We start from the raw sequence: 17535 nt of genomic DNA, 5'->3' as shown, positions 1-17535 counted from the left end.
CGCCCTGTCGGCGCGAAACGCGAAAAAGGCCGGCGCTCGCGCGCCGGCCTCTTGTGATGTAAGCCTCGTTGTCCGGCCGCCGTCAGGCTGCCTGACGATCCAGATGACGTTCCTCTTCCACTTCCTCGACGATCTTGGCGATGAAGGCCGGCAGGTCGTTCGGATTGCGCGAGGTGATGAGCGCCTGGTCGGTGACGACCTCCGCGTCGTGCCAGTTGCCGCCGGCGTTCACGACATCGGTCCTGATCGACTTGAACGAGGTGACGTCGCGGCCCTTCACGATGCCGGCCTCGATGAGAAGCCAGGGCGCGTGGCAGATGGCGGCGAGCGTCTTCTTGGAATTGTAGAACTCGCGCACGAAGGCGACGACGTTCTCCTCGGCCCGCAGCTTGTCCGGGTTGATCTGGCCGCCCGGCAGGACGAGCGCGTCATAGTCGGCGACCGTCACGTCGGAGAGCTGGCGATCGACGGGGATCTCGCGACCCCAGCGATCCTCGTCCCAGCCCTTGATCGGGCCCGACTTGATCGACACGACGTGGACGGTCGCGCCGGCCTTGCGCAGCTCCTCCAGCGGCTGGACGAGTTCGGACTGCTCGAAGCCGTCCGTGGCGAGAATGGCGATCTTGGCGTCGGCAATGTTCGGCATGATGAAATCCCTTTCGGTCGCGGAACGACGATCCGGCGGCGCGTCTCGCGCCGTTTCCTTCCGTTCCGCCAATGTCTTGGTTCGGGGGAGGAACGGGCGGCGCGAGCGAGGGTTCCGACCGCGACCTTCAGCCGGGCAACGATCCCGGCCCGCCGTCGCCGTCGATCGCCGCCCGCGAGTCCTGGAAGGAGAAGCCGGCGCGCATCATCGCCGCGATGTCGCGGTCGCGCCGCTCCTCGCGCTCCCTGAGGCGGTGCGGGCCGAGCCGCCGCCGCCGCGCATAGGCATGGGCGCTGGCGCGCTCGGCCTCGTCGGCCGCCTCGCCGGCGGGCATCAGATCCTCCACGAGGTCGCGGTCGACGCCCTTCTGCGACAGGCGCAGCGAGGCCATGCGGCGCGACGTGCCGCGCCTGGACTGGCCGGCGAGCCACCCTTCGGCGAAGCGCCGGTCGTCGACGAGCTGCAGCTCCACGAAGCGCGCGACGGTCGCCTCGACGAGATGGCGGAACCCTTCCGCATCCTCCCCGCGCGCCGCCGCGCGGCGCTGCACCTTGCGCCAGAGCACCCGGCGCAGGGTCTCGGCGGAGGAGGAATAGCGTTCGAGATAGTACGCCGCCGCCCGCGAGAGCCATTCGGCGCTCACCGGCCGCGCCGGGCGTTCGGCCGGGCGGCCCCTGGCCTTCGGCGCGGCGCCCTCGCGCCGACGCGGCGCTTCGGCCGGCCCCGCCTCGTCCTCCTCGAGCTCTTCGGGCGTGAAGAAGGGGTTCTCGGCCGTCATCTCGCTCTCCTCGCGTTGCGGAAGGCGTCTCGGCAAAGACGGGCGGCATGCCGCCATCGCCCGCCCGTCCCGGCCTTGCACTGCCGCATCAAAATACGTAACGCACGAAGGCGCTTATGCGACCGCCGCACGGAAGCGGCAAACCGGTGGCGATGCCTTGGGGGGCGGGGCGACCGGCGGAACGGCGACACGAGTGGGGGACGACCGGGCAAGATGTCATTTCTGTTGGGATTCTCGCGCGGCGTGGACCGCGTGACGACATTCGTCGGCCGGTCGGTCTCGTGGCTGATTCTGGTCGTCGTGCTCGTCAGCGCCGCCAATGCCGTGGTGCGCAAGGCCTTCGACGTCTCGTCGAACGCCTGGCTCGAACTGCAATGGTACCTGTTCGGCGCCGTCTTCATGCTGGCCGCCGCCTGGACGCTGCTCGTCAACGAGCACATCCGCGTCGACATCGTCTCCTCGACGCTGTCCAAGCGCACGCGCGACTGGATCGACTTTCTCGGCCATCTCGTGATGCTGCTGCCCTTCTGCGTGCTGATGCTGTGGCTCCTGTGGCCCTACGTCATCCAGTCCTATCGTGGCGACGAGTACTCGCCGAACGCGGGCGGGCTCCTCATCTGGCCGGCCAAGGGCCTTCTCCTCGCCGGCTTCACGCTCCTCTTCTTCCAGGGCCTGTCCGAACTCATCAAGCGCGGCGCGATCCTCTTCGCCGGCATGGAGGACGACACGCCGATGGCGGCCTCGCACGCCGCCCCGATCGAGATGATGGAGACGGCGCCCGACGCGCCGGCGAGCCCGGCCGGTCCGACCGGTCCCTCGACCCGCCGCGAGGGAGACGCGAAATGATCGAGTTCATCGCCCACAATCTCGCGCCGATCATGTTCGCCTCGCTGGTGATCTTTCTGCTGCTCGGCTACCCCGTCGCCTTCTCGCTGGCCGCCAACGGCCTCCTGTTCTTCGTCGTCGGCGTGGAACTCGCGCCCTATTCCAACGGCAACATCAACCTCTTCTGGCCGCTGCTCGGCGCCCTGCCCGACCGCTTCTTCGGCGGCGTCATGGCGAACGACACGCTGCTGGCGATTCCGTTCTTCACCTTCATGGGGCTGATCCTCGAGCGATCGGGGATGGCCGAGGACCTTCTCGACACGATCGGCCAGCTCTTCGGCCCGCTGCGCGGCGGTCTCGCCTATGCCGTCATCTTCGTCGGCGCGCTGCTGGCGGCCACGACCGGCGTCGTCGCGGCCTCGGTCATCGCGATGGGCCTCATCTCGCTGCCGATCATGCTGCGCTACGGCTACGATCGGAAGCTCGCCTCCGGCGTCATCGTGGCCTCGGGCACGCTCGCGCAGATCATCCCGCCCTCGCTCGTCCTCATCGTCCTCGCCGACCAGCTGGGCCGTTCGGTGGGCGATATGTATTCGGGCGCGCTGATCCCCGGCCTCGTCCTCACCGGCCTCTACGTCCTCTACGTCTTCATCGTCACGATGATCTGGCCGAACTCGGCGCCGGCCCTGCCGCCCGAGGCGCGCACGCTCGGACGCGGGGTGACCTCGCTCTTCGTCGCGCTCGCGGGCGCTGCGCTCATCTCCTACGCCGCCACGGCCTGGATCGAGAGCGGCGGCCATCAGGGCGCCTCGATCTGGGGCGTGACGATCGGCACGCTCGCGGTCTACGCCGTCGCCGTCCTCAACAAGGCGCTGCCGAAGAAGCCGCTCTCCTATCTCGCCCAGCAGGTCATCATCGTGATGATCCCGCCGCTGGCGCTGATCTTCCTCGTGCTCGGCACGATCTTCCTCGGCATCGCGACGCCGACGGAGGGCGGGGCGATGGGCGCGGTGGGCGCGCTGGTCCTGGCGCTCGCCAAGGGCCGCTTCTCGCTGTCGCTGCTCAAGCAGGCGATGGAATCGACGACGAAGCTCTCGGCCTTCGTGCTCTTCATCCTCATCGGCGCTCGCGTCTTCTCGCTGACCTTCTACGGCGTGAACGGCCATATCTGGGTCGAGGAACTGCTGACGGCCGTGCCGGGCGGCGAGACGGGCTTCCTGATCGTCGTCAACATCCTCGTCTTCGTGCTCGCCTTCTTCCTCGACTTCTTCGAGCTCGCCTTCATCATCGTGCCGCTGCTGGCGCCGGCGGCCGACAAGCTGGGGATCGACCTCATCTGGTTCGGCGTGCTGCTGGGCATCAACATGCAGACCTCGTTCATGCATCCGCCCTTCGGCTTCGCGCTCTTCTATCTGCGGTCGGTGGCGGCCAAGGTGCCCTATCTCGACCGCATCACGGGCAAGCGCATCGAGCCGGTGACGACGGGACAGATCTACAAGGGCGCCATTCCCTTCGTCTGCATCCAGCTCCTCATGGTGGCGCTGACCATCATGTTCCCGCAGATGGTGATGCGCTACAAATCGACCGCCGCGCCGGTCGACACCGAGAACTTCCAGCTGCAGCTGCCCGAGCTCGGCGGCGGCACTGGCGGTACCGGCGGCGGCGCGAACAACCCGCTCGGCCTGCCGCCGCTCGGGCTTCCGGGTACGCCGCCGAGCCTCGGCGGCCAGGCCCCGGCCGGTGCGCCGGCGGCCCCCGCCCAGCCGAGCCTCGGCCTGCCGCCGTTGAACTTCGACGCGCCGGCCTCCGGCACGCCGGCTCCCGCCCCCGCGGCCCCGGGCGCCGTCGATCTCTCGACGCCCCCGAGCTTCAACTAAGGCTGCGGGAGGGGCGCCCCTCCCGCGCCCGGCCGAGACGCTCCCGACGCCCGGGACGAGGGCCGCAGCGCAGGAAACGCGAACGCCCCGCGGCAGGCCTGCCGCGGGGCGTTCGTCGTTGAAAGGCTTGAAGCGCCGGCGCGAGGGCTCAGGCGGCCTCGCGCAGCCCTGCCGCATAGATGCTCGCGCTCTCCTCGCGGCGCCCGAGGATGCCGATCTCGAAGGCAAGGCTGGCCGCCTCCGCCCGCGCGCGGTCGAGGCCGGGCGCGACCTCGACGGGCAGCGTGAAGATCGTGCCGCCATAGAGGAACGGCGCCTCGTAGGCCGAGCGCTGCACGAGGCCGATGCCGGCGCGCGGCGTCGAGCTGCGCTGCACGGTCTGCTCCACCGAGCGCGCGATGCGGCTCGGGATATGGGTGACCGCCGAGGCGACGAAGAGACGGGTGCGGTTGCGGCGGCCGAGATCGGCTTCCGCGCCGAGGATCGTATCGGTGAGGAGGGCCGCCGCCGCCGAGACCGGCGAGAAGCGCACCGGGATGAGCGAGCGGTCCGAGAGGCGCGCGGCCATGCGGATCGTGTCGACCGAGGAGCCGGCGTCGATGATCGCCGCATCGCCCCGGCGCCGCGCGGCGCGCACCAGCTGCTCCATCTCCTCCTCGTTCTGGGTCGCCTCCACGGTGAAGCGCGGGGGCAGGATGGTCTTGCGGCTCCAGGTCAGGAGATCGCGATCGCGCGAGGCGTCGATCAGCACGACGGGGATCTCGGCGGCCGCCGCGACGGCGGCCAGTGTCATGGCGAGCGTCGTCGTGCCAGAGGTCTTCACCGACCCGACGGAAATGACAGGGATCATGGACGTCCTCGTGGGCATGGGCGACGCCGCTTCCCGGCTGGGCCCCAATGGCGTTCGACCGGGAGAGGCGTCATGCCGTCCGGTCGGCCCCGCCGGGATGGAGCGTCCGCCGCATGCGCCGTCCGCCCCGTCGGGAACGCCAGAACCATCGCGCCGGCATGGTTAACGAATGGTTAACGCCGCGCGCCGCGTTAAGCTTTCGGCAAGGATTGGCACCCCTTCTCCCGGCGCGGGCGAGGATGCGAGAAGGCCCGCCGCCTTGCGGCAACGGGCCTTCGCCTGCGCTGTTGCGAACGCGCGACGGCGCGCGCGTTCCGGCGCGCCGCGTCAGGCCTTGTTGGCGAGACGCCCTTCGCGCTGCTTGATCATCATGAACGTGTCGAACGTGTATTCGGCGACCTGCTGCCAGAGATAGGTGTCGTTCCTGAAGGCGATCATGGAGTCGTAGATCTTCTTGAACGGCGCGTTCTTGGCGTTGATCTCCTCGTAGACCTGCTGGGTCGCCTCGAAGCTCGCCTGCATGATCTCCTGGCTGAAGGGCCGCAACTTGGCGCCGGCGCCGACGAGCTGCTTGAGCGCGAGCGGATTCTTGTAGTCGTACTCGGCGAGCATCTCGATCGTGGCGGCGCGCGAGGCGGTCTCGAGGAGGCTCTTGTAGGCGGCGGGAAGCTGCTCGTACTGCTGCTGGTTCACGAAGAAGCAGAGCGCCAGGCTCCCCTCCCACCAGCCGGGATAGTAGTAGAACGGCGCCACCTTGTAGAAGCCGAGCTTCTCGTCGTCATAGGGGCCGATCCACTCGGCGGCGTCGATGACGCCCTTTTCCAGCGAGGGATAGATGTCGCCGCCCGCGATCTGCTGGGGCACCACGCCGAGCTTCTGCATGGCCTGGCCCGCCAGGCCGGCGATGCGCATCTTCAGGCCCTTGAGATCCTCCAGCGTGTTGATCTCGCGTCGGAACCAGCCGCCCATCTGCGTGCCGGTGTTGCCGCCGGGCATGTAGTGCAGGCCCTGCGTGTTGAAAAATTCGTTGAGGAGGCCGACGCCGCCGCCGTGATAGAGCCAGGCATGGAGGCCGCGCGCGTTGAGCGCGAAGGGCACGGTGGCGCCGAGCGCGTAGGTCGGGTCCTTGCCGACATAGTAGTAGGAGGCCGTGTGGCACATCTGCACGGTGCCGTTGGTCACCGCGTCCGCGGCCTGAAGGCCCGGCACGATCTCGCCGGCGGCGAAGACCTGGATGTCGAAATTGCCGTCCGTCGCCTCGCGGACATATTTGGCGAGATCGTCGGCGCCGCCATAGATCGTGTCGAGCGACTTGGGGAAGGACGAGGTGCAGCGCCACTGGATCTTCGGCATCGTCTGCGCGATGGCGGGCGCGGCGAGCGCCGTTGAGCCGGCGGCGCCCAGCGCCCCGACCGTGGTGTTCGTCAGAAACTTGCGGCGATCCATGGATCCAGCCTCTCCCTTTGGCGTGGCGCATGAGGGCGGTCGCCCGTCATGCCTGTCTTGTCGATCGGCGCCCTGCCCCGGACACGGCGCGGCAGGGCGCTCGAAGCCTTCGCCTCGCCGCATGACCCGGCCTCCTCGCCTCCCGAGGGCCGCGCGATGCGCGAGCCGTCCGGGCGCGCGGACGCGCCCGCCGGATCATGACCTCAGATCGCGCCGGCGCGCTGCTGGGTCATCATGAACGTGTCGAACGTGTATTCGGCGACCTGCTGCCAGAGGAAGGCGTCGCGCTTGAACGCGGTCTGGCTGTCGTAGATCGCCTTGAAGTCGGCGTTCGAGGCGGCGAGGCCGTCATTGACCTCCTTGGCGGCCGTGAAGCTCGCGGCCATGATCTCGGGGCTGAAGGCGCGCAGCTGCGCCCCGTTCGCCGCCAGCCGGCGCAGGGCCGCCGGGTTCTTGAAGTCGTAGGAGGCGAGCATGGAGACGTTGATCGCCATGCAGGCCGATTCCAGCATCGCCTTGTGCGAGGCGGGCAGCGCATTCCACTTCTCGAGGTTGAACATCATGTGGAGCGCCGCGCCGCCTTCCCACCAGGCGGGATAGTAGTAGTAGGGCGCCACCTTGTAGAAGCCGAGCTTCTCGTCGTCATAGGGGCCGACGAACTCGGTCGCGTCCAGCGTGCCGCGCTCGAGCGCGGCGTAGATGTCGCCGGCCGGGATCTGCTGGGGCACGGCGCCGAGCTTCTCCACGACCTTGCCGGCCAGACCCGCGATGCGCAGCTTGAGACCCTTGAGGTCCTCGACCGTGTTGATCTCCTTGCGGTACCAGCCGCCCATCTGGGCGCCGGTATTGCCGGCCGGCAGCGCGTAGACGCCGCTCTTGGCGAAGAGATCGTTCATCATGGCGTTGCCGCCGCCGTCGTAGAACCAGGCGTTCAGCTGGCGGGCATTGAGACCGAAAGGCACGGCGGTGCCGAGCGCGAAGGCCGGGTTCTTGCCCCAGTAGTAGTAGCTGGCCGTGTGCCCCATCTCCACCGTGCCGCCGGAGACGGCGTCGAGCACCTGCCCGCCCGGCACGATCTCGCCGGCGGCGAAGAGCTGGATCTCGAAGGCTCCGTCGCTCGCCTCGCGCACGAGGCGCGCCAGGAGTTCGGAGGCACCGAAGATCGTGTCGACCGATTTGGGGAAGGAGGACGTGCAGCGCCAGACGGTCTTGGCCCTCTCCTGCGCCACCGCGGGCGCGGCGAGAGTCGATGCGGCGAGCCCGGTCGCCGCCGCGCCGATGAACCTGCGTCTGTCCATTCCAGTCCTCCCCAAGAGCCGCTCTTCCCGGCGGCGTGGCCGAGGCGGGCATCCTGCCCTCCCTGACCCGGCGCGGATCGTACGCATCGATCTTCAAAACGCAACCCGGGCCTTCGGCACATTCCCCGGCCGTCAGACGTCGACAAACCGAGCGCCCTCGCCTATCGCGGAGAGGCGCGAACGCGGCTCCCCGAGAGCCCCGCCCCAGAGCCCTGCCCAAGAGCCCTCCCATGACGCCCGCCCCCATCCTCGTCGCCGTGCCCGCCGACCTTCGCCGCTTCGAGAACTATGTCTGGCACGGGGCGCCGAGCACCTATCTTTCTGCCCTCGTGACGGCGGCCCATGCCGTGCCGGTGATCGTGCCGGCCATGACGGACGGGTTCGACGTGCGCGCCGTCCTGTCGCGCGTCGACGGCCTTCTCGTCACCGGCTCGGCGACGAACGTCCACCCCGCGCGCTACGGCGCCGAGCCGACGCCGGACCACGAGCCCTACGATCCCGACCGCGACGCGCTGACCGAGGCGCTGATCCGCGCGGCGATCGCGATGGGCCTGCCCACCTTGTGCATCTGCCGCGGCCATCAGGAGCTGAACGTCGCGCTCGGCGGCACGCTCGCCACCGAGATCCAGGACCTCGACGGGCGCATGGACCACCGCGCCGAGACGCTGCCGACGCAGGAAGAGCGCTTCCGCCTGCGCCACTCCGTCGCCGTCGAGCCCGGCGGACGGCTGGAGGCGATCGTGGGCGCCGGCGCGATCGAGGTGAACTCGCTGCATCGTCAGGCGATCGACCAGCTGGCGGTAGGCCTCGCCGTGGAGGCGCGCGCGCCCGACGGCACGGTCGAGGCGGTGTCCGTGAAGGACGCCCGGGCATTCGCGCTCGGCGTGCAATGGCACCCCGAATACTGGGCGACGAGCGATGCCGCCTCGGCCGCGATCTTCGGCGCCTTCGAGGCGGCCTGCCGGGCCTATGCCGCGGGACGGGCCTGACGGCTCACCCGCCGGCCGCCAGAGCGCCGCCGAGTAGCGCGAGCCCCAGAAGGAGAAGCGCCAGCGCGCCGCCCACCTCCAGCACCGCACCGACGCCGCGCGCCACCCGGCCGGCGCGCCCGGCCTTCAGGGCGGCGTCGCGCGCCATCACCGCGAAGGCGGCGATCGCCGAGACGGTGACGGCCGTGCCGAGCGCCATGGCGAGAACCGAGAGGGCGCCGCCGAGATAGAGCCCGTTCAGGAGCGCGAAGGTCAGGACGACGATCGCGCCCGAACAGGGCCGCAGGCCCACCGAGACGACGGCCCCGAGCGCCGCCCGCGCCGAGAGCCGAGACCCGGCAAGGCGCGCGGGATCGACGATATGGGTGCGCCCGCAGCCGCAGTCCTCCTCATTGGCCTCGCACACGCTCGCCGCGAAGCCGCCGGAGGCGGGCCGCATGATCGGCGCGCCCCGGGCCGCTTGCGGCGCGGCGAAGGCGAGCGCGCCGACCGGAGTTTCCGCGCGCGGCATCGACAGGGCGGCAAGGCCCCGCCCCTTCAGGCGGCGGGCGAGCGCGCGGGCGAGGAGCCAGCCGCCGAAGGCGGCCAGAAGGGCGTAGGAGGCCGTCTCCAGCGCGTCGCCGACCGTCGTCATGGAGACGCCGGTGCCGCGCAGCACGAACCAGCCGAGGCCGACAAGCGCGAAGGCGGAGCCCGCCTGCAGGAGCGCCGAGACGAAGGAGAGGAGGATGCCGCGCCGCAGCGCGGCGCCGCTCGCCACGACATAGGCCGAGATCACCGCCTTGCCGTGGCCGGGCCCCGCCGCGTGGAAGACGCCGTAGGCGAAGGAGAGCGAGACGAGGGCCGGCAGCGCCGCGCCGCTGCTTTTGAGCGCGACGAGCGCGCCCCGCAATTCGGAGAAGAAGGCGCGCTGGCGAAGGGCGATCTCGGTGAAGAGCGGGCCGAGAAGCCCGCCGCTCGGCTGCACCGGCGCCTCGGCCGAGCCGATGCCGATCGAGGAGCGCGCCAGCGCCTCGCCGCAGGCAAGGAGCGCGAGCACGAGGACCGCGCCGGCCGCCGCCTTGGCACCGGGCCTCGCGAGAGGTCTCAACCGGCGGCGGGACATGCCACCTCGGCGCGCGTCGCCAGAGCCTGCGAATAGTTGATGCCGTCGTCGGGCAGGGTCTGGTCGGGCCCGAGCGTGGCCACCGAATTCATCCAGTCCTTCGCCGCCTCGTCCTCGTCGGGGACGACGAAGGCGCGCGTGCAGGAGGCCGGCATGGAAACGAGCTGGAAGTCCGTTTCGGCCGCGAAGTCGAAGGCGACGAAATAGCTCTCGTCGAAGGCGGAGAAGACGAGCTTGTGGCCGGCGAGCGGCACGGCTTCGGCCGGCTTCATCTCGAAGAACATCAGGAGCTGGCCGTTCTCCCAGAGCGTGCGGATCTCGTCCGGCGCGCCCATCTTCTTCTCCTGTCCGTCCGATTCGACGAGCGTGTAGAAATTCCACTCCGCGATCGACTCGCGCACCGTCTCGCCGACCTCCACGAGTTCGTCGTCGTCCAGCCGCCCGTTGGCGTTCTTGTCGAAATCGACGACGACGGAGGAGGAGAAGAGCTCGTCCATGCGCCAGATGTTGCGCACGGCGGCGAGCGTCCCGTCCGGCGCGCCGACGATCTCCATCTTGGCCTCGGCGAAGACGTGCGGATGGGCGAAGGCCGTGGCGGGCGCGAGCAGCGCCGCGGCGAGGAGACCGCCTCGCGCCAGCCGGCGGACCGTCAAATGGGACATGTGCGTCATTTCCCCTCCGGGCGAAGCGTTCGCCAGACCCTTTCAGGAGAAGCATGTCCGAAGTTTGAACGACAGTCCCGACCCGGCGCCTTCTCGCGCCTCAGGCGGGCGCGCCCGTCGCCATCTGCGGCGTGATCGCGATCTCGACGCGGCGCAGCGAGGGATCCTCCTTCGGCACGCGCTGCACGAAGCCGAGCTCTCGCGCCATGGCGAGCATGGTGACGTTCTCGGCCAGCACCTCGCCATAGACCTGCCGCAGGCCGCGCCGCGCGGCATGGGCGAGGATCTCCGTCATCAGGAGATAGCCGAGCCCGTTCCCCTTCTGGTCGGACCGCACCATGATGCCGAACTCGGCCACCTCGTCGTCGGGATCGGCGATGAGGCGGGCGGCGCCGAGGATCGGGGCGTCCGGCCCCTCCTCGCGCGTCGCCACGAAGGCCATCTCGCGGGCATAGTCGATCTGCGTCAGCCGCGCGGCGAAGGCGTGGCCGATATGCTTGATCGGCGCGAAGAAGCGCAGGCGCACGTCGTTGGGATCGCAGCGCTCCAGCATGTCCACGAGCGCCGGCTCGTCCTCGGGCCGGATCGGCCGCAGCCGGAACGAGGCGCCGGCGCGCGTGGACACGCGGCGCACCAGCTCGTCGGGATAGGGGTGGATCGCGAGCCGCGCGCGGCGCTTGGCCGTGGCGGGCGCCACGACGACGCGCGCGTCGAGCGCGATGACGCCCTTCGCGTCGGCGAGGAGCGGGTTGATGTCGAGCCCGACGATCTCGTCGAAATCGGCGAGCATCTGGGAGAGGCGCACCAGCGTGCCGGCCACAGCCTCGATGTCGGCCGCCGGCTGGTCGCGATAGCCCTTCAGAAGTCTGCACACGCGCGTGCGGGCGATCATCTCGTGGGCGAGCGGCAGGTTCAGCGGCGGCAGGCCGATGGCCCGGTCCGCGATCACCTCCACCGCCGTGCCGCCCTGCCCGAACAGGAGCACCGGCCCGAAGAGCTCGTCCGTATGGGCGCCGGCGATGAGTTCGAGCGCGCGGGGCCGGCGCACCATCGCCTGCACCGTGAGCCCCTCGATCGCGGCGTCCGGCGCGCGGTCGGCGACGCGCCGCAGCATCTGGGCGGCGGCCTCCCGCACGGCCTCGGCCGTCGCCAGTTCCAGCTGCACGCCGCCGACATCGGACTTGTGGGTGATGTCCTTCGACAGGATCTTCAGCGCGACGGGAAAGCCGATCTCGGCGGCGATGCTGCTCGCCTCCTGCGGGTTCGCGGCGATCCGCGTGGCCACGACGGGGATGCCGTAGGCCGAGAGCAGCGCCTTGGCGTCGGGCTCGGTCAGCACCGTCTGCCCGCGGGCGAGCGCGGCGTCGATGAGGGCGCGCGCCGCGGCAAGGTCGGCCGGCACCTGCGCGGTCGCGGGCGGCGTCTGCATCAGGAGGTCCTGGTTGCGGCGGTAGTCGACGAGCTGCATGAAGGCGCGCACCGCCTCGTCGGGCGTCTGGTAGGTGGGAATGCCGCGCGTGGCGAAGAGGCGGCGCGAGGCGCGCGCCGCCCGCTCGCCGAGCCAGGAGGTGAGGATGGGCGCCCGGCCCTTCACCTCGGCCACCTTCACCGTCGCCTCGGCCGCCTCCAGCCCGTCGGCCACCGCCTGCGGGCAGTTGAGGACGAGGACGGCATCCTGGTTCGGATCGTCGAGCAGCACTTCCAGCGCCCGCGCATAGAGCCCGCCCGGCGCGTCGCCGAGGAGATCGACCGGGTTGGCGCGCGACCAGTTGGAGGGCAGCATCGCGTCGAGCCGCGCCATGGTCTCGGGCGAGAGCGCCGCGAGCGTGCCGCCGCATTCGGCGAGCATGTCGGTGGCCAGCACGCCGGCGCCACCGCCATTCGTCACGATGGTCAGGCGCTCGCCCTTGGGGCGCAGGCCCGAGGCGAGCGTGCCCACCGCCTCGAAGAGTTCGCGCAGCGATTTCACGCGCAGCATGCCGGCGCGCCGGAAGGCGGCATCGTAGACCGCGTCCGCGCCCGCCAGCCCGCCCGTATGCGTGGCGGCCGCCCGCGCCCCGGCCTCGCTGCGGCCGGCCTTGATGACGACGACCGGCTTGGTGCGCGCCGCGATGCGCGCCGCGGTCATGAACTTGCGCGCGTTGGTCAGGCTCTCGACATAGAGGAGGATGGCGCGGGTGCGCCCGTCGAGGGCGAGATAGTCGAGGAGGTCGCCGAAATCGACATCGGCCATGTCGCCGACCGAGACGACATGGCTGAAGCCGATGTCGCGCACCGCCGCCCAGTCGAGGACCGAGGTCGCCACCGCCCCGGACTGGCTGACGAAGGCGAGGTCGCCGGCCTTGGGCGTCAGATGCGCGAAGCTGGCGTTGAGGCCGATGCGCGGCACCATGAGGCCGATGCAGTTCGGCCCGACGATGCGCAGGAGATGCGGCCTTGCGGCATCGAGCATCGCCTGGCGCAGGCCCGCCTCGTGGAAGCCGGCCGAGATGACCACGGCCGCCCGGCAGCCCTTGGCGCCGAGTTCCCCGATCATCGCCGGCACGCCCCTGGCGGGAATGGCGACGACGGCGAGATCGGGCGCCATCGGCAGATCGGCGACGCTGCGATAGCCGATCGTGGAGCGGATCGCCGTCTCGTGCGGGTTCACCGGCATGACCGGCCCCTCGAACCCGGCCGAGAAGAGATTGCGCGCGATCACCGCGCCGACCGAGCGCTCCTGGTTGCTGGCCCCGATCAGCGCCACCGATTTCGGCCGGAACAGGGCGTCGAGATTGCGGATGGTCATCGCGCGGGCTCCGGTCGGATGCGAGCCCTGCAGATGGCGCCCGGCCCCGCCACGGCAAGAACGCCTGCCGCGCGCCGCGAGCGGGACGGCGCAGCGCCCCTATTCGAGGACGAGAACCTGCGTGCCGATATGGACGCGGTCGAACAGGTCCTTCACGTCCGCGTTGCGCATGCGGAAGCAGCCGGCGGAGGCGGCCGAGCCGATCGAATTCGGCGCGTTGGTGCCGTGGATGCGATAGGTGCCCCAGCCCAGATTCATCGCCCGCTCGCCGAGCGGGTTCTTCGGCCCCGGACCCACCGAGACCGGCAGCGCCGGATTGCTCTCGCGCATCGAGGGTGTCGGGATCCAGACGGGGGCGAGGCGCTTCTTGGAGACCCAGCTGCGCCCGAACCACTGCTCGCTCGGCTTGCCGACGGCGATCTCGTAGCGCAGCGCCTTGCCGGGGCCGGTGACGAGATAGAGCCGGCGCTCGCCCGTCTTGATGACGATCGTGCCCGGTTCGTTGGCGGCGGTGGCGAAGGAGACCTCGCTGCGGCTGCCCGCCGCCTTCGGCGTCGCCGCGAGGACGGGGACGGAGGCGACCGACAGGGCGAAGGCGAGAAGAAGGGATTTGCGCATGGCTGGAAGGGTGGCCGAAGAGGGATAAGGACGGGTTAAGCGAAGGGCGGCCGTCAGGCCGCCTCGCTGAGACCCTCGCCGCAGCGGCGGAACCAGGCGGCGAGGAAATCGACGAAGAGCCGCACGCGGGCCGGCAGGTGGCGGCGATGCGGGAAGACGGCGTAGATGCCCGCCTCCCCCGGCATGAACTCCTCCAGCACCGTCACGAGCCGCCCGGCCTCGAGATCGGCCCGCACGACGAAGCTCGGCGAGAGCGCGAGGCCGAGACCCGCGATGGCGGCGGCGCGCACCGTGACGGGGCTGTTGGCGGTGAACTGCCCGGACACCTGCACCGCGATGGGCTCGCGCGTCGCCGGATCGCGGAAGAGCCAGTTCGAGAACATGCGCGCATTGGAATCGACGACGGCCGGATAGTCGACGAGCTGCGAGGGATGCGTCGGCCGTCCCAGCCGCTCGATCAGATCCGGGCTCGCCACGATGGCGAAGTCGAGCGAGGCGAGGCGCCGGGCGATCATGGAACTGTCGGCGAGCCGCGTCATGCGGATGGCGACGTCGAACCCTTCCTCGACGAGATTGACGAAATTGTCGTCGAGCCGGATGTCGAGCGAGATCTCGGGATGGGCCTTTGCGAAGTCCACGAGGCTGAGGCCGAGCTCGGCATCGCCGAAGGTGCGCGCCGCCGAGACGCGGATCGTGCCGCGCGCCCGGCCCGTCGCCTCGCGCGCCTCCTCGTTGAGGCTTTCGAGATCGGCGAGGATGGCCGAGGCTCTCGCCAGATAGATCTCGCCCGCCGCCGTCAGCGCCACCTGGCGCGTCGTGCGGTTGATGAGGAGGACGCCGAGCTCGTCCTCCAGCTCGCGCACGTATTTCGACAGGAGCGCCTTGGAGCGGCCGGTCTTGCGCGCGGCGGCCGAAAAGCCCTCGTTCTCGACCACCGAGATGAAGGCGCGCATGCGCGTCAGCGTGTCCATGCCCCTCTCCAGTCCCGCCCGGCCGTCCGCCGGCCCGCCGCGTCCGGCACAGGCATAGACCCTGAAGGCCGGCCGCGAAATGCCCCTCGCGCCGCCTGCGGGCCGGACGCCGGACAGACCGCCGCGGGGCGCGTGTTTCCGCCAGCTCCGCGCAAGGTTTAGTTCAAGACAAAACAATAACTTGCGTCGGACCCGCGTGGAAAATCCGACCCATGCCCCAGAAAGGGCTTGCGTGTGACGGAGGACGGTCATAGATGCGTTCTCGCCCCAAGTCGCACGTGCCCTTGGGCGTCCCCCGGTCCTCGAATGCGAGGGTTGCCGGGACGGTACCTGGACTTAACACATCCAGTCGTTTCCGCTGCTGGCGGATTCGAGGACGCCCTCAAAGCAACGACGGTCCGGGCCTTTCTGGTCTCTCCTGGTCTCCAAAGCCGGGAATACTGAAGAGGCACACCATCCTTGCCTGAAGTGCGGCGGGTCCAAGCCCTCCAAGCCATGGCAGACTAACCGAGACGGACGCGTCGCGTTCGCATCGGCTATCGTCGCGTCTCGCGAGCTTGATCGGGCAGGGCCTCCACCGGCTGTCCGACCGGGTCTTCGCGTGCGCTCCTCTATCGACCTTTCCGGCCGCATGGGCCGGGTCATGGGAGAGCCCAATGGCCACGCAGCGCATCCTCGACTTCCTCGCCACCCGTCGTCCCGACGGTCCCTGCCTCGTGGTCGATCTCGACATCGTCGCCGACAACTTCAACGCCTTCCGCAAGGCGCTGCCGGACTCGTCCATCTTCTACGCGGTGAAGGCGAACCCGGCGCCCGAGGTGCTCAAGCTCCTCGCCTCGCTCGGCTCGAACTTCGACTGCGCGTCGGTCGCCGAGATCGAGATGGCGCTCGAGGCCGGCGCGACGCCCGCCCGCATCTCCTTCGGCAACACGATCAAGAAGGAGCGCGACGTAGCGCGCGCCCACGCCCTCGGCGTGTCGCTCTTCGCGGTCGATTGCGTCGAGGAAGTGGAGAAGGTCGCCCGTGCCGCGCCCGGCGCCCGCGTCTTCTGCCGCGTCCTGACCAATGGCGAAGGCGCCGAGTGGCCGCTGTCGCGCAAGTTCGGCTGCGTGCCGGCCATGGCGATCGACGTGCTCACCCATGCCCGCTCGCTCGGCCTCGTGGCGACGGGCGTGTCCTTCCATGTCGGCTCGCAGCAGACCGACACCGAGGCCTGGGACGCGGCGATCGCCGACGCCAAGTTCGTCTTCGACGCGCTGGCCGAGAAGGGCATCGTGCTGACCCTCGTCAACATGGGCGGCGGCTTCCCGACCCGCTACCTGAAGGACGTGCCGAGCGCGCAGGCCTACGGCCGCTCGATCTTCGCCGCGCTGCGCCGCCATTTCGGCAACGCGCTGCCGGAGACGATCATCGAGCCCGGCCGCGGCATGGTGGGCGACGCCGGGGTCATCAAGGCCGAGGTCGTGCTCGTCTCGAAGAAGTCGGACACGGACGAGAACCGCTGGGTCTATCTCGACATCGGCAAGTTCGGCGGTCTCGCTGAGACGATGGACGAGGCGATCCGCTACCCGCTCGTCACCAAGCGCGACCACGACGAGATGGCGCCCTGCGTCGTCGCCGGCCCGACCTGCGACTCGGCGGACGTCCTCTACGAGAAGACGCCCTACCCGCTGCCGCTCTCGCTCACCGTCGGCGACGAGGTGCTGATCGAGGGCACCGGCGCCTACACGACGACCTATTCGGCCGTCGCCTTCAACGGCTTCGAGCCGCTCCGGTCCTACGTGATCTGATGCGGCTTTCGCCGACCCATCTGCGACGACGATCGCGACGAGGGACGCCGTCCCTCTCCGACTGACGCCCCGGCGCCCTGCGCGCCGGGCGTGTTCGCCCGCGCGCCGGCCGCCCCGGTCCGCATGTCCTTCGCCTCGCAGGAACCGGGGTCAAGTCATGTCCTTCGCACTTTCGCTCGCCACTCCCTTCGCCGCGCCCTTCTTCGTCAAGGCCGAAGCGCCCGCCCACGCTGCCGCGCGCGAGGCGCTGCTCGACGCCGCCATGGGGCCGGGCCGCACCCGCAAGTCGTCGGAGGCCATCCGCCGCGGCCGCCTGCCGGCCGAAGGCCTCGCCTTCGTCGCGCTCGACTCGAACGAGCGCGTCGCCGGCACCGTGCGCCTCTGGTCGATCTTCGCCGGCCGCCGCGACGGCCGCCCCGTGCCCGCGCTCCTCCTCGGGCCGCTTGCCGTCGACCCCGCGCTTTCGGGCGCCGGCCTCGGCACCTCGCTGATGCACCGCGCTCTGGCCGAGGCCGCCTGGCAGGGCCACGAGGCCGTCCTCCTCGTCGGCGATCCCGGCTATTACGAGCGCTTCGGCTTCACCGCCGACAAGGCCGCCGACCTCTCCATGCCCGGCCCCTTCGAGCGCCATCGCTTCCAGGGCCTGGAGCTGAAGAAAGGCGCGCTGGCAGGCGCGAACGGGCTGGTGGTTCCGTGCGGGCGGCGCCTCGGTCCGGTGGCGGTCACCGGCGTGGCGCTGACGCGAGCGGCCTGATCTAGGCGCGGCGGAACCGGCGCTGAACCGCCTGCCGCCGCGAACTGGCACAGGCGTCTCGTCATCCCGGCGAGACGCTTGACCATGGAGGCGAAGCCATTCCACAATCCGAAAGGTTGTAGCGTGGGCTCGATGAAA

At 70.2% G+C, this 17535-nt stretch carries 15 protein-coding genes; 5 read left to right on the top strand and 10 right to left on the bottom strand.

All coding sequences use genetic code 11. From position 1 onward, the window contains the following. Window positions 1–82: 82 nt before the first annotated feature. Complete coding sequence (locus ASG48_RS06015) at window positions 83–646, bottom strand: type 1 glutamine amidotransferase domain-containing protein (protein ID WP_055846695.1); 564 nt, start codon at window positions 644–646, stop codon at window positions 83–85. A gap of 127 nt (window positions 647–773) precedes the next feature. Further along, the gene (locus tag ASG48_RS06010; protein WP_082529274.1) at window positions 774–1424 is read right to left on the bottom strand and encodes a RecX family transcriptional regulator; all 651 of its coding nucleotides are present in this window, start codon (window positions 1422–1424) and stop codon (window positions 774–776) included. A 213-nt stretch (window positions 1425–1637) separates the two neighbouring features. Between ASG48_RS06010 and ASG48_RS06005 the strand changes: the two genes are divergently transcribed. Together ASG48_RS06005 and ASG48_RS06000 are read left to right on the top strand one after the other, a co-directional pair. Continuing rightward, on the top strand, window positions 1638–2270 hold the full coding sequence (locus ASG48_RS06005; protein ID WP_055846693.1) for a TRAP transporter small permease subunit: 633 nt from the start codon (window positions 1638–1640) through the stop codon (window positions 2268–2270). Continuing rightward, window positions 2267–4126: a TRAP transporter large permease subunit gene (locus tag ASG48_RS06000; protein WP_156381471.1), complete on the top strand. Its 1860-nt coding sequence runs from the start codon at window positions 2267–2269 to the stop codon at window positions 4124–4126. Before ASG48_RS06005 ends, ASG48_RS06000 begins: the two co-directional genes overlap by 4 nt. Before the next feature lie 148 nt (window positions 4127–4274). Here ASG48_RS06000 and ASG48_RS05995 read toward each other — a convergent pair whose 3' ends face one another. From ASG48_RS05995 to ASG48_RS05985, 3 genes are all read right to left on the bottom strand, one after another. Then, window positions 4275–4976 (bottom strand): hypothetical protein, encoded by a 702-nt coding sequence (locus tag ASG48_RS05995; RefSeq protein WP_055846690.1) that lies wholly within the window; start codon window positions 4974–4976, stop codon window positions 4275–4277. Between the two features lie 327 nt (window positions 4977–5303). Then, entirely contained in the window at window positions 5304–6422 is a 1119-nt protein-coding gene (locus ASG48_RS05990) for a TRAP transporter substrate-binding protein (protein WP_055846687.1), read from the bottom strand. Window positions 6423–6625: 203 nt separating this feature from the next. Continuing rightward, the gene (locus ASG48_RS05985; protein WP_055846684.1) at window positions 6626–7720 is read right to left on the bottom strand and encodes a TRAP transporter substrate-binding protein; all 1095 of its coding nucleotides are present in this window, start codon (window positions 7718–7720) and stop codon (window positions 6626–6628) included. A gap of 230 nt (window positions 7721–7950) precedes the next feature. On the opposite strand from ASG48_RS05985, the gene ASG48_RS05980 reads away from it, so the two are divergent. Then, the gene (locus tag ASG48_RS05980) at window positions 7951–8709 is read left to right on the top strand and encodes a gamma-glutamyl-gamma-aminobutyrate hydrolase family protein (RefSeq protein ID WP_055846682.1); all 759 of its coding nucleotides are present in this window, start codon (window positions 7951–7953) and stop codon (window positions 8707–8709) included. 4 nt (window positions 8710–8713) lie between these two features. On the opposite strand, the gene ASG48_RS05975 is transcribed toward ASG48_RS05980, so the two are convergent. From ASG48_RS05975 to ASG48_RS05955, 5 genes are all read right to left on the bottom strand, one after another. Continuing rightward, on the bottom strand, window positions 8714–9799 hold the full coding sequence (locus tag ASG48_RS05975) for a nickel/cobalt transporter (protein ID WP_244486779.1): 1086 nt from the start codon (window positions 9797–9799) through the stop codon (window positions 8714–8716). Continuing rightward, window positions 9796–10476 carry a DUF1007 family protein gene (locus ASG48_RS05970; protein WP_055847915.1) on the bottom strand — a complete coding sequence of 227 codons (681 nt, stop codon included), beginning with the start codon at window positions 10474–10476 and terminating at the stop codon, window positions 9796–9798. Before ASG48_RS05970 ends, ASG48_RS05975 begins: the two co-directional genes overlap by 4 nt. 100 nt (window positions 10477–10576) lie before the next feature. Next, window positions 10577–13264 carry a bifunctional acetate--CoA ligase family protein/GNAT family N-acetyltransferase gene (locus ASG48_RS05965; protein ID WP_055846678.1) on the bottom strand — a complete coding sequence of 896 codons (2688 nt, stop codon included), beginning with the start codon at window positions 13262–13264 and terminating at the stop codon, window positions 10577–10579. Between the two features lie 99 nt (window positions 13265–13363). Next, complete coding sequence (locus tag ASG48_RS05960; RefSeq protein WP_055846674.1) at window positions 13364–13882, bottom strand: L,D-transpeptidase; 519 nt, start codon at window positions 13880–13882, stop codon at window positions 13364–13366. Between the two features lie 53 nt (window positions 13883–13935). Then, on the bottom strand, window positions 13936–14853 hold the full coding sequence (locus ASG48_RS05955; RefSeq protein ID WP_055846671.1) for a LysR family transcriptional regulator: 918 nt from the start codon (window positions 14851–14853) through the stop codon (window positions 13936–13938). Between the two features lie 656 nt (window positions 14854–15509). On the opposite strand from ASG48_RS05955, the gene odc2 reads away from it, so the two are divergent. Both odc2 and ASG48_RS05945 read left to right on the top strand, forming a co-directional pair. Beyond that, window positions 15510–16643 carry an ornithine/lysine decarboxylase gene (gene odc2 / locus ASG48_RS05950; RefSeq protein ID WP_055846668.1) on the top strand — a complete coding sequence of 378 codons (1134 nt, stop codon included), beginning with the start codon at window positions 15510–15512 and terminating at the stop codon, window positions 16641–16643. Window positions 16644–16800: 157 nt separating this feature from the next. Continuing rightward, window positions 16801–17397: an N-acetyltransferase gene (locus ASG48_RS05945; RefSeq protein WP_055846665.1), complete on the top strand. Its 597-nt coding sequence runs from the start codon at window positions 16801–16803 to the stop codon at window positions 17395–17397. The last annotated feature ends 138 nt before the right edge of the window (window positions 17398–17535 follow it).

The sequence above is a fragment of the Aurantimonas sp. Leaf443 genome (assembly GCF_001425575.1).
Lineage (GTDB): Bacteria > Pseudomonadota > Alphaproteobacteria > Rhizobiales > Rhizobiaceae > Leaf443.
This window is presented reverse-complemented; position numbering and strand designations above follow the sequence as displayed.